The organism is Arthrobacter sp. B0316-5-4 (assembly GCF_059090325.1).
Genome location: NZ_JBNHFN010000004.1, coordinates 473,469 through 487,646, shown reverse-complemented (window position 1 = coordinate 487,646; position 14,178 = coordinate 473,469). Strand labels below are relative to the sequence as shown.

General features: G+C 64.3%; 11 protein-coding genes. 6 read left to right on the top strand and 5 right to left on the bottom strand.

What is annotated here, in order from left to right; genetic code table 11:
* The first annotated feature begins 364 nt into the window (after positions 1-364).
* On the top strand, positions 365-1,696 hold the full coding sequence (locus AC5RU9_RS14185) for a cell division protein PerM (RefSeq protein ID WP_494016930.1): 1,332 nt from the start codon (positions 365-367) through the stop codon (positions 1,694-1,696).
* A 31-nt stretch (positions 1,697-1,727) separates the two neighbouring features.
* Here the strand turns inward: AC5RU9_RS14185 and AC5RU9_RS14180 are convergent, their stop codons facing one another.
* The gene (locus tag AC5RU9_RS14180) at positions 1,728-2,177 is read right to left on the bottom strand and encodes a hypothetical protein (RefSeq protein WP_494016929.1); all 450 of its coding nucleotides are present in this window, start codon (positions 2,175-2,177) and stop codon (positions 1,728-1,730) included.
* An 11-nt stretch (positions 2,178-2,188) separates the two neighbouring features.
* On the opposite strand from AC5RU9_RS14180, the gene purN reads away from it, so the two are divergent.
* Both purN and AC5RU9_RS14170 read left to right on the top strand, forming a co-directional pair.
* Positions 2,189-2,752: a phosphoribosylglycinamide formyltransferase gene (gene purN, locus AC5RU9_RS14175; RefSeq protein WP_494016928.1), complete on the top strand. Its 564-nt coding sequence runs from the start codon at positions 2,189-2,191 to the stop codon at positions 2,750-2,752.
* Between the two features lie 153 nt (positions 2,753-2,905).
* Positions 2,906-3,841 (top strand): endonuclease domain-containing protein, encoded by a 936-nt coding sequence (locus tag AC5RU9_RS14170; protein WP_494016927.1) that lies wholly within the window; start codon positions 2,906-2,908, stop codon positions 3,839-3,841.
* 65 nt (positions 3,842-3,906) lie between these two features.
* Here AC5RU9_RS14170 and AC5RU9_RS14165 read toward each other — a convergent pair whose 3' ends face one another.
* The 3 genes from AC5RU9_RS14165 to AC5RU9_RS14155 all read right to left on the bottom strand — a co-directional run bounded on the left by AC5RU9_RS14165 (position 3,907) and on the right by AC5RU9_RS14155 (position 7,197).
* Entirely contained in the window at positions 3,907-5,259 is a 1,353-nt protein-coding gene (locus AC5RU9_RS14165) for an MFS transporter (protein ID WP_211713033.1), read from the bottom strand.
* A 62-nt stretch (positions 5,260-5,321) separates the two neighbouring features.
* On the bottom strand, positions 5,322-6,272 hold the full coding sequence (gene murQ / locus AC5RU9_RS14160) for an N-acetylmuramic acid 6-phosphate etherase (RefSeq protein WP_494016926.1): 951 nt from the start codon (positions 6,270-6,272) through the stop codon (positions 5,322-5,324).
* Entirely contained in the window at positions 6,247-7,197 is a 951-nt protein-coding gene (locus AC5RU9_RS14155) for an N-acetylglucosamine kinase (protein ID WP_494016925.1), read from the bottom strand. The genes murQ and AC5RU9_RS14155 overlap by 26 nt, the downstream gene beginning before the upstream one ends.
* 695 nt (positions 7,198-7,892) lie before the next feature.
* Here AC5RU9_RS14155 and AC5RU9_RS14150 point away from each other — a divergent pair.
* Together AC5RU9_RS14150 and purH are read left to right on the top strand one after the other, a co-directional pair.
* Positions 7,893-8,447: an endonuclease domain-containing protein gene (locus AC5RU9_RS14150; protein ID WP_494016924.1), complete on the top strand. Its 555-nt coding sequence runs from the start codon at positions 7,893-7,895 to the stop codon at positions 8,445-8,447.
* A gap of 382 nt (positions 8,448-8,829) precedes the next feature.
* Positions 8,830-10,500: a bifunctional phosphoribosylaminoimidazolecarboxamide formyltransferase/IMP cyclohydrolase gene (gene purH / locus AC5RU9_RS14145; RefSeq protein ID WP_494016923.1), complete on the top strand. Its 1,671-nt coding sequence runs from the start codon at positions 8,830-8,832 to the stop codon at positions 10,498-10,500.
* Positions 10,501-10,603: 103 nt separating this feature from the next.
* On the opposite strand, the gene AC5RU9_RS14140 is transcribed toward purH, so the two are convergent.
* A complete protein-coding gene (locus tag AC5RU9_RS14140) occupies positions 10,604-11,710 on the bottom strand; it encodes a trypsin-like serine peptidase (RefSeq protein ID WP_494017136.1) in 1,107 nt (368 codons plus the stop codon).
* Between the two features lie 215 nt (positions 11,711-11,925).
* Here AC5RU9_RS14140 and AC5RU9_RS14135 point away from each other — a divergent pair, with 215 nt between their 5' ends.
* Positions 11,926-14,145 carry an NADP-dependent isocitrate dehydrogenase gene (locus tag AC5RU9_RS14135; protein ID WP_494016922.1) on the top strand — a complete coding sequence of 740 codons (2,220 nt, stop codon included), beginning with the start codon at positions 11,926-11,928 and terminating at the stop codon, positions 14,143-14,145.
* Positions 14,146-14,178 lie beyond the last annotated feature (33 nt).

The following is a 14,178-nucleotide window of genomic DNA, read 5'->3' as shown; positions in this document are numbered from 1 at the left end:
AAGCGGCGACGCCGTCGCCCCTCGGCGAAGCGGCGAGACGTCACCCCTCAACGAAGCAGCGGAGGCCAGGAAGGGAGGGCCAGGGAAAAAGAAGGCTGGTGCAGCCTGGGAAAAGAATCCGAAGGTGGCTGCACCAGCTGCTAGTACGACTTTCCGTTTAGAAGTTGTGACACCTATCCATTGGCCGCTCCTAGTTCCCGGCTTCGATTGTTTCCGGGTCTTTCAACATCAGTTGGGGGCGGTCATCTGCCCCGGGAGAACACCTCCCATCTTACGGCGGCCCACGGGAAAAAGCGCAGGAATTCGCGGTATTTCGGGGGAGTCTGACGGGCGAGTGCTGCCCACCATGGCACGATAGATCACGATGAAACTGCGCGCTGATCAGACCGGAAACCGTGGCCTCCCAATGCCCCTTTGGCTGCAGGGCGGTTTGGAAGCGGCTCAGTCGGCGTTCATTTCGGCCATTGTTGTGGTGTTGCCGCTGGTGGGGGTGTGGGCGACCGACGGTTTTCAGGACCGGAACGTCGACTCCCTGGCCCGTCTGGCCGGCCAAGCCTGGCTGTTGATCCACGGTGTGCCCCTGGAACTCGCGCATGTGGACATGGGAACGGCGGCGCAACCGGGATCGGGCCTGTTGTCCCTGCACCCGCTGGGTCTGACGCTCATCCCGTTCCTGTTGGCTTGGCGTGCGGGCCGTCGGCTTGCCCGTGCCTCGTACACGGACCAGCTGTGGCAGGCATTCATGGGCGCGTTCGTGGTGTACGCCGCGTTCGGGACGGCTACCGGGTTCGTGTGCCGTACACCGGAAGTGGTTATCAACCTCTGGTACGCCATGATGATCCCGCTGATTTCCTTTGCCCTGGGCATGATCGTCGGTGCCCGCCGCGAGGCCGGTTCCTGGAGCCGGCTCATTGGCGTCGACGCCGTCGCGTGGCTCTCGAAGACCAGCCAGCATTCACGGTGGGCAGGCTCCTATGTGGGCTCCGCGTTGAAGGCCGGTTTTGTGGCGATCATGGCCGCCGTGGGCCTGTCGGCGGTACTGCTCGCCGTCACCATCGTGTGGCATTGGACGGACATTATTGCCGTCTACGAGGGTATCCAGGCCGGTGCACTGGGCGGTGCCGTACTCACGATCGCGCAGCTCGGCTTTCTGCCAAACCTCGTCATCTTTGCGCTTTCCTGGTCCTCCGGCGCGGGCTTCTCTTTGGGGGTCGGCTCCACGGCAGGTCCACTGGGCACCGTGGTTGGACCGCTCCCCGCCGTACCCATTTTGGGAGGGCTCCCGGCCGGACAGCTCGACTTCGGTTCAGCCGCCCTGGCGCTGCCGGTGGTCGCCGGAATATTGGCAGGCTGGTGGTTCCTGCGCGAAGGCGAAAACCACTTCGACGAATGGCTCTCCATCAAGATCAAAACCCGTTGGTTCACCGCGGCGGCATCAACGCTGTTCCTCGGCGCGTTCATTGGCGCTGTCGCAGGGCTGTTGGGCGGGGCCATGGCGTGGATCGCCCGCGGTTCCGCGGGCATTGGCCGGCTCACGGAAATCGGACCCCACCCGCTGTGGACGGCAGTCTGGCTGGCCGCCGAAGTGGGGATCGGCGTCGTGATTGGTTACGCAGTGGGGCCCTGGCTGGAACGCCGCCAGAAGCTGCGCGAGGCGAACCTCGACGAAGCAGCGTACGACGACGAACACGCCTGAGCGGGTCAGCGGCCGCTTAAGCGGACGCCGGTCAGCGCATCGGGCCCGGCATGGACTTTTCCAACTGGGTCAGGCACTGCGTCTTCGCGGATTCCGTGAGGGCACTACGAGAACAATCCTGGTACGTGCTGACCTGGTTGAAGAAGAGCACCGACGTCAGGATGAGCAGGCACATCACGGCGGTGACGATCAGGCCTGAGATGGTCCCGAACAGGATGAGGCGGGGCTGCTTGAACTTCACTGTCCGCACCAGCACCACCACGCCCAACACCCCGGCGGCGAGGGTGAGGATGGCGCTCAGCCAGACGTAATCCACGTTCAGGGAGAACACGAAGAACGCGCCAAGGGCCGTCAAAAGGAACGCGCGGAACAGGATCTGGGTCACGCCGAGCGTGGACTTTTCGGCCTCGGAGCGGGATTGCTGGCTCGGCTTGGGACCGACGTCGGGATTCATGTTTTCCAGCCTACGCGAGCCGCCCATAAGCTAGTGCAATGCGCATTGTTGTCCTCGTCTCCGGTACCGGTTCCAATCTTCAGGCTGTCATCGACGCCGTGAAGTCGGGTGAACTGGACGTCGAGATCGCCGCTGTGGGTGCGGACCGGCCCGACACGTACGGCGTGGAGCGTTCCGACGAAGCGGGCATCGAGACGTTCGTGGTGAACTTCAACTCCTTCGAAACCCGCGCGGAGTGGGACGCTGCCCTGCGCGACAAGGTGCTTTCCTACAGCCCGGACGTGGTGGTTTCCTCCGGATTCATGAGGATCGTCAGCGCCGACTTCATCGATGCCTTCGGTGGCAAGTACGTCAACACCCACCCTGCCTTGCTCCCGTCCTTCCCTGGCGCCCACGGTGTCCGCGACGCGATGGCCTACGGCGTGAAAGTCACCGGCTGCACCGTCCACTGGGCCGACGCCGGCGTGGACACGGGCCCCATCATCGCCCAGGAAGCCGTCTCCGTGCTTCCGGAGGACACCGAGGAAACCCTGCACGAGCGCATCAAGATCGTGGAGCGCCGGCTGCTGGTCCAAACCCTCGCAGACCTCGCCGCTCACTAGCCCGGACCCGGACCCGCACCCGCGCCCAACTAGGGGACAGATAACGCCGGTCTGAGCCCCCAATGGAGCCGGAGCTGTCCCCCAGTTTCCCGTTGTGGCCCTGGGCCTGTGGATAACGCCCCACGCACTCGGCACTTTTGCCAGCATGGGCTCATGAAGATCCCCAAGCCGCTGCCGCTGAACTTGGCTTCCGCGCCGTTCACCAGTCAGGAAGCGCTCGACGCCGGTGTATCAGTTGGGCGCCTGAAGTACAGAGACTTGGAAATACCGAGCCGGCAGATCCGCGTTCCCCAGGCAGGCGGAGAAACGTCGCTCGCTGATCGTACCCGGCCCCTGACTTTGGTGACCCGGTTCTCCGCGGCTTCGCATGCCACGGCCTTCCTGCTCTGGAAATTCCCCGGATTCCTTCCCAAGAGCCATGAACCAGGCATTCACATTTCAAGGCCCGACACACTGGGGCGAGTACGCCGCAGGGGTGTCATTGCGCACAAGGGACAATTCTTCGAGGACGAAATCACCACGCTCAACGGACTTTTCGTTACCAGTCGAGCCCGGACATGGCTGGACTGCTCCCGGAAGATGGACATCGACGAAATCACTGTAGTGGCCGATCATTTGCTCCGTATTCCGAGGCCGGAATTCGAAGACCGATCGGAGCCATATTGCACCACGGATGGCCTTGAAGAGATGCTGGACCGACACTGGGGGACACCGGGAATCCGCAAGGCCCGCCTCGCTTTGGAGCAGGCGGTAGTGGGTGCCGATTCCGCTCCTGAAACGCGGCTGAGGCTAGCACTGGAGCGGGCTGGGCTGCCCACGGCGCAAGTCAACGTTCGTACGGAACTGGGTCCCGGCGTCGTACGTCAACCTGATCTCGGCTATCGCGAGTGGCGGGTCGGCGTCGAATACGAGGGGGAGGGGCATTCGGACGCGGAGCAAATCGTCAGGGACATTGCCCGCGAAGAGGATTACAGCCGCGCGGGGTGGATCCTGGTTCGGATCTCGAAGCGGCATATGTCCACGGGCGCAGTCACCGCGGTGCGCAAGGTGCGGCGGGCGCTGGAACAACAAGGGTGGCCATCCAACTAGGGGACAGCAAACGTCCTTCTGGGCACTCAGTAGAGCAATAGCTGTCCCCTAGTTGGGTGGGCAGGTTAGTCGAGGGTGCGCTGCTTGGTTTCCGGCGCGAAGAACGCCATCCACAGCACGGAGACAAGCACCAGGCCGCCGGCAAGGGCAAACGACGTCGCCAACCCAAACTCCGGCCAGAAGAACGACGCAAACACCAGGGGCCCAAAGCCCGCGCCGATGCGGGAGAACGTCGAGGCCCAGCCGAAGCCGGAGCCGCGAAGCTCGGTGGGATACAGCTCGGACACGTAGGCGTACAGCACCGGTATGGCCACCTGGACCACGAACCCGAACACCAGCAGCCAGAACACGGCAGCCGAGGGAACGTCCACCACAAGCGCCACGATCACCAGCGTTACCGCGGACAGGGGACCGGTGATGGCCAGGATCCACTTGCGGCCCACCCGCTCCACCAGCAGCGCAGCAACCACCACGCCCAAAAGCCCGACGGCGGCCATACCCGCCGTCGTGACGAACGCCTTGTATTCCTCGAACCCGGCGCCGATGAGAATCCGTGGCATCCAGGTCAGCGACAGGTAATAGACAAGAAGCACGGAGAAGAACAAGGCCCAGGCCGTGGTGGTGATCTTCCAGTTGAACTGCCAGATCTTTTGAAGTTGCGTCCACGCGCTGCCGGCCGAGAGCCGTGGTGCGGCCTGCGGCTCCGGCAAACTGTAGGCCCGCGGCTCGGCACCCGTGGCGTCGACCAAGCCGTCGATGACAGCCGCAGCTTCAGCACGCCGGCCCTTGCGGATCAGGAACAACGGCGACTCGGGGACCGATCGGCGCACCCAGAACACGAGCAACGCGGGCAGCACCATGATCAGCATGGTGAGCCGCCAGTCGCCGAAAGCTGCCACGAGCCACGCAGACAGGAAACCACACAGCGCCGCCCCCACCGGCCACCAGCCATCCATGGCCGTGAGGACTTTGCCTCTTTGCTTGCGTGGCGTGAACTCACCCACCAAGGCGTAGTCAACGGGGATGCAGCCGCCCAGGCCGAATCCAGCCATGAAACGGAAAATGCAGAACCACACGATGTCCGGTGAGAATGCGCCAAGAACCGTGAAGATGCTGAAGATCAGGAGGGTGGCCGTGAACGCCTTCCGGCGCCCGATGGTGTCGGCAATGGTGCCCCACGCGAACGCACCCACAGCCATCCCGATCAGGTTGGCTGTCCCAATCCAGGCAGCGTCAGCGGGTTGCAGGGACCAGTGCTTGGACAGCAACGGGATCAGGATGCCGTTGAGCGTCACGTCCCAGGCGTCGAACATGAATCCAAGGCCGCCGATGACGAAGATCTTGCCTTGGACCTTCCACCGCCACGGCAGTTCCTGCACCACTTGTTCGCCGCTGGGCACGGTTGTGTATGTATTCATAGGGCCTCCTGCATGCAACTTTAGGCCCTGCCGGCCAACACCTTAGGCCCTCCCGGCCAACGTTACTTCTGGTTCTCGATGGCCCTGCGCAGGAAACCGCCCGCTTCCTCAAGCGCGCCCTTCGCCGCGGAGGCTTCGATGCCCGTGAGGAGCACCAGAATTGCTGCCTTAACGGAGCCGCCAACGGAGTCCAACGCCGCAGCCGCTTCCTGCGCCGAAACGCCGGTGGCGTGCTGCACGGTCCGCTGCGATCGGGCAAGCAGCTTCTCGTTCGTGGCACGCAGATCGACCATGAGGTTCCCGTACGTCTTGCCGAGCTTCACCATTACCAACGTGCTGATCATGTTGAGGACAAGTTTCTGGGCAGTGCCCGAGTTCAGCCTGGTTGAGCCGGCGATGAACTCCGGACCCACCACAACCTCGATCGCCGCATCGGCCACATGGCTCACTGCCGAACCCTTGTTGCACGCCAGCGACGCCGTAAACGCACCGCGCTTCCGTGCCTCCTCAAGCGCGCCGATCACGTACGGCGTCCTCCCGGAGGCAGTGATACCGACGACGGCGTCCGCTTCGGTCACGCTGATATCGTGCAGGTCGCGCGCGCCGGCAGTTGCGTTGTCCTCGGCGTACTCCACCGGATGTTGGATCGCTTTGGTACCCCCGGCGATCAGTCCGACCACCAGACCCGGCGGCGTGCCGAACGTTGGCGGGCACTCGCTCGCGTCGAGCACACCCAGCCGACCGGCCGTTCCGGCGCCCACATACAAAAGGCGACCATCGCGCTGGAGTCGCTCCGCAACGGCGTCGACCGTTTGGACAATCGCGGGACTGGCCGCTTCAACGGCAGCGTGCACCCCTGCAGTGTGTGCCAGCATGGCGGCCACGAGTTCCTCGGTGCCCAGGATGTCCAGGTTCTCCAGGCCCTCGGCGGTGGCTTCGGTCTGTAATCCGGCGAGTTCCGTGCGCAGGCCCGCAAGTTTGTCGGCGTCAGTCGGGCCAGTTTGTTCCGTCACGGTGGATGTACCTTTCCTGGATGAGCCCGCGGCGCGTCGCAGCGAGGGCAGCACCGTCCAAGCCATCGCCCAGCGGGACCACCACCTCAATCCCAGCCGAAGCGAGGGACTTGCGCAAGAGCGCCGCGAAGAAGTCCGATCCCACCACTCCGCCCAGCAGCGCCACACGCTGTTTATTGCCCGCACCGTCGCTGGCGGCTCTTTGCACTGTCGCCGTCAGGATGCCGCACGCCTCACCAACGATGTTAAGTGCGACGGCGTCACCCGCCTCCGCTGCCTGCAGAACCAGCGGCGCGAAACGGGCCATCGCCCTGTAGGGGTTTTCTTGTTCGGCAAGCCATCCCGGGAGCATTTCCGGGGACTCGACCAGAGGGCCAGCCGCGGCCGACAACGATGTGGCCGGGCCGCCGTCGTGCGCTTCGAGAACTGCCTGAAGACCCTGCTGGCCTATCCAACGGCCGCTGCCGCGATCGCCGAGGTAGGGACCCCAGCCGTCGGCCCGGTGGAGGACCCCCAACTCGTCGAAGCGGAAAGCGACGGCACCGGTGCCCACGATCAACGCGGTTCCGGGGGCGCCCTGGAGCGCGCCGAGTTGGGCGGCGGTGGCATCGGAGAGGACCGCTGCCGGGACGCCGAAACGTTGGGACAACATGGTGGCGAGCTCCTGTGACTTCTGTGCAGAGGCTTCGACGCCGGCCACGGCAGCCCCGATGCCTGTGACCGTGGTGAGGGGGAGGCCCGGCGGGAGCAGTGCAACGGTCTCAAGCAGGAGATCGAACGCGAGGGTGGGGCCGTTGTCCACATGCACTCCCGGGAAGCCGTGCTGGTCCGCGGCGCCCAGCAACTCCGAACCGCGGCGCAACTCCACGCGGCACCGGCTCTTCCCTACATCGGCAACAAGAACGACATCCTGGGGGTCTTCCATGGCACAACCCTATGTTGCGGGGCCTGCTTTGCAGGGTTTGGGGCGCGCTTAGCGTGCAGAGTGGGCCTCGCAGTGCGCGCGCTCTCCGTTGTGAGGCCTGCTTTGCAGGGTATGGGCCGCGCTTGGCGTGCAGAGTGGGCCTCGCAGTGCTTGGGCTCTCCGTTGCGGGGCCTGATCTGCAGGGTTTGGGTCGCGCTGAGCGTGCAGAGTGGGCCTCGCAACGGGGGCGCGATTTCTGTGGAGGAACAGTCACAGCGCCCCTCAGGGCCAAATCTGTGGATAACAGAACGCCGCTGACCGATTCCGGCAAGCATGGTCCAATGCGAAAACCCATGCCTCTGCCGTCGGAGATCGACCCGGCAGGCTTCCTTGTCAGAGATGCGTACGCGGCTGGCGTGCCACGCGGGAGGCTTCAGTCGGCAGGCCTGGTCACACCCAGCCGGGGCATCAGGCTTAATCGAAGCGATAGTCCCAATGTGGCGCTACTCGCACGGCTGCACACGGCCGTCACGCCCAGATGTGCGGTCAGCCATGTGACTTCTGCGCTCCTCTGGTCGATCCCGCTTCCGATATATCTGGAGGAAGAGGGCAACAACGGCGTTATTCATGTGACGCGACGACACGAGATTGGCAGGGTAAAGCGACGCGGTGTGGTGGGTCATCGGGCTCCGCTCTTGGCCAAGGATGTTCGTGTAGTGAACGGGGTCCAGCTGACGTCGCCCGAGTGGACCTGGTTGGATTTGGCCCGGCATATGGGGCGGTCTTCCCTGGTGGCTGCCGGCGACTTTTTGTTGGCTCGGGGGAATCCGTTGTCCTCGATCGAGGCGATCCAGGAAGTCATCGACCGGCGACCGAAGGTCAAGGGAATCAGGATGGCCCGGGAGATACTGCCGTTGCTCCGCGTTGGGGTCGACTCGCCGCAGGAATCCCGGCTGCGGTTGAAAATCGTCGACGCCGGTCTGCCGGAGCCAGCAGTCACGCAACCCGTCTTCGATGAACACGGGCGGTATGTATCCACGCCGGACCTCCAGTACATGGAGTACAAAATCGCCATGGAGTATGAGGGGGACCATCATCGCTCCGACCCCGTGCAGTGGGGAAAAGACATCGAACGTGACGACCGGCTTCGAGCTATGGGCTGGATCGTGCTCAGGTTCTCCGATGTCCAGATGAAAGGTGGATGGGCCAACGCCGAACGTAAGGTGCGCGATGCGTTGGTGTCGCGCGGGTGGCGAGGCCCGGCGTCGTAATTCTCTCGCGGGGGTTGCCCTGCGGAGTGGGCCTCGCAACGCAAGGGCCCCAGCTTGTGGGGCCTGGTGTGCACGGAATGGGGCGGGGTAACCCTGCGGAGTGGGCCTCGCAACGCAGGGGCTCCGACTTGTGGGGCCTGGTGTGCAGGGGATGGGGCGGGTTGCCCTGCGGAGTGGGCCTCGCAACGCAAGAGCCCCGACTTGTGGGGCCTGGTGTGCAGGGGATGGGGCGGGTTGCCCTGCGGAGCGGGCCTCGCAACGCAAGAGCCCCGAGGCCCCAAGGACGCAAAAACGAGCCAACGAGCGAAACGCGATAAACTCTCCGTATCCCACACCCGCGACACCACCCGCGACATCTACGCGAACTAAGACGGAGACTTTTGTGAGCTTGACGCAGCTTGACCGTGTTCCCATCCGCCGTGCACTGATCTCGGTTTACGACAAGACGGGACTGGAGGAGCTCGCGAAGGGCCTGCACGCAGCCGGCGTCGCCATTGTTTCCACCGGCTCCACCGCCAAGAAGATCGCCGCCGCAGGCATCCCGGTGAAGGAAGTCGAAGAAGTCACCGGCTCCCCGGAAATGCTGGACGGCCGCGTCAAGACCCTGCACCCGCGCGTGCACGGCGGCATCCTGGCCGACCGTCGCGTCCCGGCGCACATGGAAACCCTCGCAGGCATGGAGATCGAAACCTTCGACCTCGTGGTGGTGAACCTGTACCCGTTCGTCGAGACCGTGAAGTCCGGCGCAGCGCAGGACGACGTTGTTGAGCAGATCGACATCGGAGGCCCCGCGATGGTGCGTTCGGCAGCGAAGAACCACGCCGCCGTCGCCATTGTCACGGACCCCAACTTCTACGGCGCAGTAGTCGATGCCGCAGCTCACGGGGGCTTCGACCTGAACACCCGTCGCCGCCTGGCTGCCAAGGCCTTCGCGCACACGGCCAGCTACGACAATGCTGTTGCTTCCTGGACTGCCAGCCAGTTCCTGGACGAAGACGGGGATGGCATCATCGACTGGCCCGCCTACGCCGGCCTCGCGCTGGAGCGTTCCGAGGTCCTCCGCTACGGCGAAAACCCGCACCAGCAGGCCGCACTGTACGTGGACAAGGCTGCCCCCGCCGGCATCGCCCAGGCCGACCAGCTGCACGGCAAGGCCATGAGCTACAACAACTTCGTCGACGCCGATGCCGCCCTCCGCGCTGCCTTCGACTTCGCTGAGCCAGCCGTCGCGATCATCAAGCACGCCAACCCGTGTGGCGTAGCTGTTGGTTCCGCCGACGCTGCAGACCCCATCGCCGACGCCCACGCCAAGGCCCACGCCTGCGACCCCGTCTCCGCTTTCGGCGGCGTCATCGCAGCGAACCGCACGGTTACTGCCGGCATGGCTCGCACGGTCGCGGACATCTTCACTGAGGTTGTCATCGCCCCGGACTTCGAGCCCGAAGCCGTGGAGATCCTCTCCAAGAAGAAGAACATCCGCCTGCTCGCCCTGCCTGAAGGCTACGGCCGCTACCCGTCCGAGATGCGCCAGGTTTCCGGCGGTGTCCTGGTCCAGATGTCCGACAAGGTTGACGCCGACGGCGACAACCCCGCCAACTGGACCCTCGCCGCTGGCGAAGCTGCCGACGAGGCAACCCTCGCGGACCTCGCCTTCGCCTGGACCGCCTGCCGCGCAGCCAAGTCCAACGCCATCCTGCTCGCGAACCACGGCGCCGCAGTGGGCATCGGCATGGGCCAGGTCAACCGCCTGGATTCCTGCCGACTGGCCGTCGAGCGCGCCAACACGCTGGGCGTTTCGGTGGAGTCCGACGTCGAAGGTGCTGGCGGCGCGTCCAACGCCAGCGGTGCCGACGCACCTGAGCGCGCACGCGGTGCCGTTGCGGCATCGGATGCGTTCTTCCCGTTTGCCGACGGCCTGGAGATCCTGATCAACGCTGGTGTCCGCGCAGTCGTCCAGCCGGGCGGTTCCGTCCGTGACGAGGAAGTCATCGCCGCAGCCAACGCTGCCGGGATCACCATGTACTTCACCGGCGCACGCCACTTCTTCCACTAGGACACCAGGCGCCTGGCGCGCCTGAAAAGCAGCACAACGCAACGGCGGCCGCCCCCGGAAGGGGACGGCCGCCGTCGTACTTAACAGGGACTTGCTAATTCGGTTACGAAGCCGCCGCGGTGTTGTAGGTGGACTGGATCACGGTGCCCCAGTAGGGGCCGTACATGGTGGTGGAGTTGCTGCCATAGCCGTAGCTGTTGATGGAGTTCTGGTAGCCGGTGGAGCTGTTGCCGATGAACCACGGACCGCCCGAGGAGCCACCGGTCATGTTGCAGGGGATTCCCTGGGTTGCGAACTGCGGGTTGTAGGGGTCGTTGGTGGCGGTTCCGGAGCAGCTCTTGAGCGATTCGCCGTTGAACGGGGAGGCGGCCGGGTAGCCGAAGGACTTGTAGCTCAGGCCACGTGCGGCGTTGAACTGGACGCCGGAGGAGCCCACGACGTCGGCGAGCTTCTGGCCGTTGAGGGTGTTCATGACGGCGAACGCGGTGTCGTACTGCATGTTGCCGTTGGAGGCCCACTGGGTGGGGGAGTACAGCGCCTTTGCCGTCCACTTCCCGTAAGGTGCTGCGCCGTTGAGGTATGCCGGTACGAACACGAAGTTGGTGGCGTAAGCGCCGGGTCCTTCGTTGACGCAGTGGCCGGCGGTGGAGACGGTGCTCTTGTTTGCCGCGGTCACGGAGTTGCCGGAGCAGACGTAGTTGGCGCCGCCCAGGGTGAAGAAGATCTTGCCGATGTGCTTGACCGGTGTTTCGCTCTGGTTGACCTTCAGGTTGATGGCCTTGGAGTCGGTGGCGGCCTGTTGGCCTTCGATGCTGCTGATGGCGCCCGGGGCTTCGGTGACCGGGGCTTTGCCGAGGTTGAGGAGCTTTCCGCGGTCCAGTGCTTTGGCCGCGAGGATGTCGCCGGATTTGGCGTTCTTCATGCGTTCCGGCGTCCAGTAGTCTGCAGCGCCGGCGTCGGACGCTGCATGGCTGCTGACCGCAGCGCCGCTGGTGTCTGTGGTGTTGACCGGTGCCGCGTTTGCACTGGTGGTTCCAACCAGCGCCAGGATCGCGGCAGCAGACAGACTCAGCAGGCTTGTGGCCAGGGTCTTGGTTTTCGTCACGTTGTTCCTACCTATCGAGGGAGTGAGGCGGCCAGTGATGGCGACCGCCGACTGACGGAATCGAAGGTATCGCGCGTATGACAAGTTTGTAAAGAGATGTTTCAGAGTTTGTGATATTTTGCTGTCACTTCTTGTCGTGCTACTGGAGGGGGCGTACGACGGCGGTCGGCAGCGGCGGCGGTCAGGTCGCCGTCGGGCGTAAATCGCTTTCCCGGGCGGTAACGCGCAGAGTGATCCCGGACACGAAGAGCCGCCAAAACGGTCTGCTCGGGTAAGTTAGAGATGTTGAAATCTGCAGACTTTCAGGGAGAACCCCGCCAATGGCCAAGATTATCTATACCCACACAGACGAAGCGCCGATGCTGGCAACCTACTCATTCCTGCCGATTGTGGAAGCGTATGCCTCGACCGCAGGTGTAGAGGTGGAGACCCGCGATATTTCGCTGGCCGGCCGCATCATCGCCGTTTTCGGCGATTTCCTGACCGAAGAGCAGCGCACCGGCAACGCCCTTGCTGAACTTGGTGAACTGGCAAAGCAGCCGGAAGCCAACATCATCAAGCTGCCCAACATCAGTGCCTCCGTGCCGCAGCTCAAGGCTGCCATCGCCGAACTCCAGGCCCAGGGCTACGCCCTTCCGGACTACCCGGACAACCCTTCCTCGGACACCGAGACGGACATCCGCTCGCGCTACGACAAGATCAAGGGCTCCGCAGTGAACCCGGTACTGCGCGAAGGCAACTCCGACCGCCGCGCGCCGCTGTCGGTGAAGAACTACGCCCGCCAGAACCCGCACTCCATGGGTGCCTGGAGCTCCGATTCCAAGACCAACGTCGCCACGATGGGCGAGAATGACTTCCGCTCCAACGAGAAGTCCGTTGTCCTGGACAAGGATGACTCCCTCACCATCCAGCTCGTCCGTGAAGACGGCTCCGTCAAGGTCCTGAAGAAGGACTTCCCGGTCCTGGCCGGCGAAATCGTGGACGGCACCGTCCTGCGCGCAGCAGCATTGGACGAATTCCTCAAAGCACAGGTTGCCCGCGCCAAGGAAGAGGGCATCCTCTTCTCCGCCCACCTGAAGGCAACCATGATGAAGGTCTCCGACCCCATCATCTTCGGCCACGTGGTCAAGGCTTACTTCTCCGAGCTGTTCGACACCTACGGCAAGCAGCTCGCTGCCGCCGGCATCAGCCCCAACAACGGCCTGGCCGCCATCCTCAACGGTCTCGAAGACCTCCCGGAAGACGTCCGCGAAGGCGTGAAGGCTGCCATCACCAAGGGCCTCGAAGATGGTCCGGCGCTGGCCATGGTGGACTCCGACAAGGGCATCACCAGCCTGCACGTCCCTTCCGACATCATCGTGGACGCTTCCATGCCCGCCATGATCCGCTCGTCCGGCCACATGTGGGGCCCGGACGGCAAGGAAGCCGACACCCTGGCCGTCCTTCCGGACAGCTCCTACGCCGGTGTCTACCAGGTTGTCCTGGATGACTGCCGCGCCAACGGTGCGTTTGATCCCACCACCATGGGCACCGTCCCCAACGTGGGCCTCATGGCGCAGGCCGCCGAAGAATACGGCAGCCACGACAAGACCTTCGAAATCGAGGTTCCGGGCACGGTCCAGCTGGTCAACAGCGCCGGCAAGGTCCTCATCGAGCACGAAGTCTCCCCGGGCGACATCTGGCGCGCCTGCCAGACCAAGGATGTCCCGGTCCGCGACTGGGTCAAGCTGGCTGTCACCCGTGCCCGCGCGTCCCAGACCCCGGCCGTGTTCTGGCTGGACAAGACCCGTGCGCACGACGCCAACCTGATCGCCAAGGTTGACGAGTACCTCAAGGAACACGACACCGAGGGCCTGCAGATCGAGATCCTCTCCCCGGTTGAGGCCACGGCCTTCACCTTGGAGCGCATCCGCAAGGGTGAGGACACCATCTCCGTCACGGGCAACGTCCTCCGCGACTACCTCACGGACTTGTTCCCGATCCTTGAGCTCGGTACCAGCGCCAAGATGCTCTCCATCGTTCCGCTGATCAACGGTGGCGGCCTGTTCGAGACCGGCGCCGGTGGCTCCGCTCCCAAGCACGTCCAGCAGTTGGTCAAGGAAAACCACCTCCGTTGGGACAGCCTGGGCGAGTTCCTTGCCCTGGCCGTGAGCTTCGAGCACCTTGCCACCACCACGGGCAACGCCCGCGCACAGGTTCTCGCTGACACGCTGGACCGCGCCACGGGTACGTTCCTGCTGGAAAACAAGTCCCCGCGCCGCAGCGTCGGCGAGCTGGACAACCGCGGAAGCCACTACTACCTGGCCACTTACTGGGCCCAGGAACTGGCCAAGCAGACCGAGGACGCAGAGCTGGCCAAGGACTTCGCGGCAATCGCTGAAGCCCTGACCACCAACGAGGACACCATTGTTGGCGAGTTGGCCGCAGTACAGGGTCCCGGCCTCGACCTGGGCGGTTACTACCGTCCGGACGCTGCCAAGGCCGCTGAAATCATGCGCCCGTCGGCTACGTTCAACAAGGTCCTCGCGACCCTGGGCTAAGCCACGCAAAAAGACCCCGCAAGCATCATCATG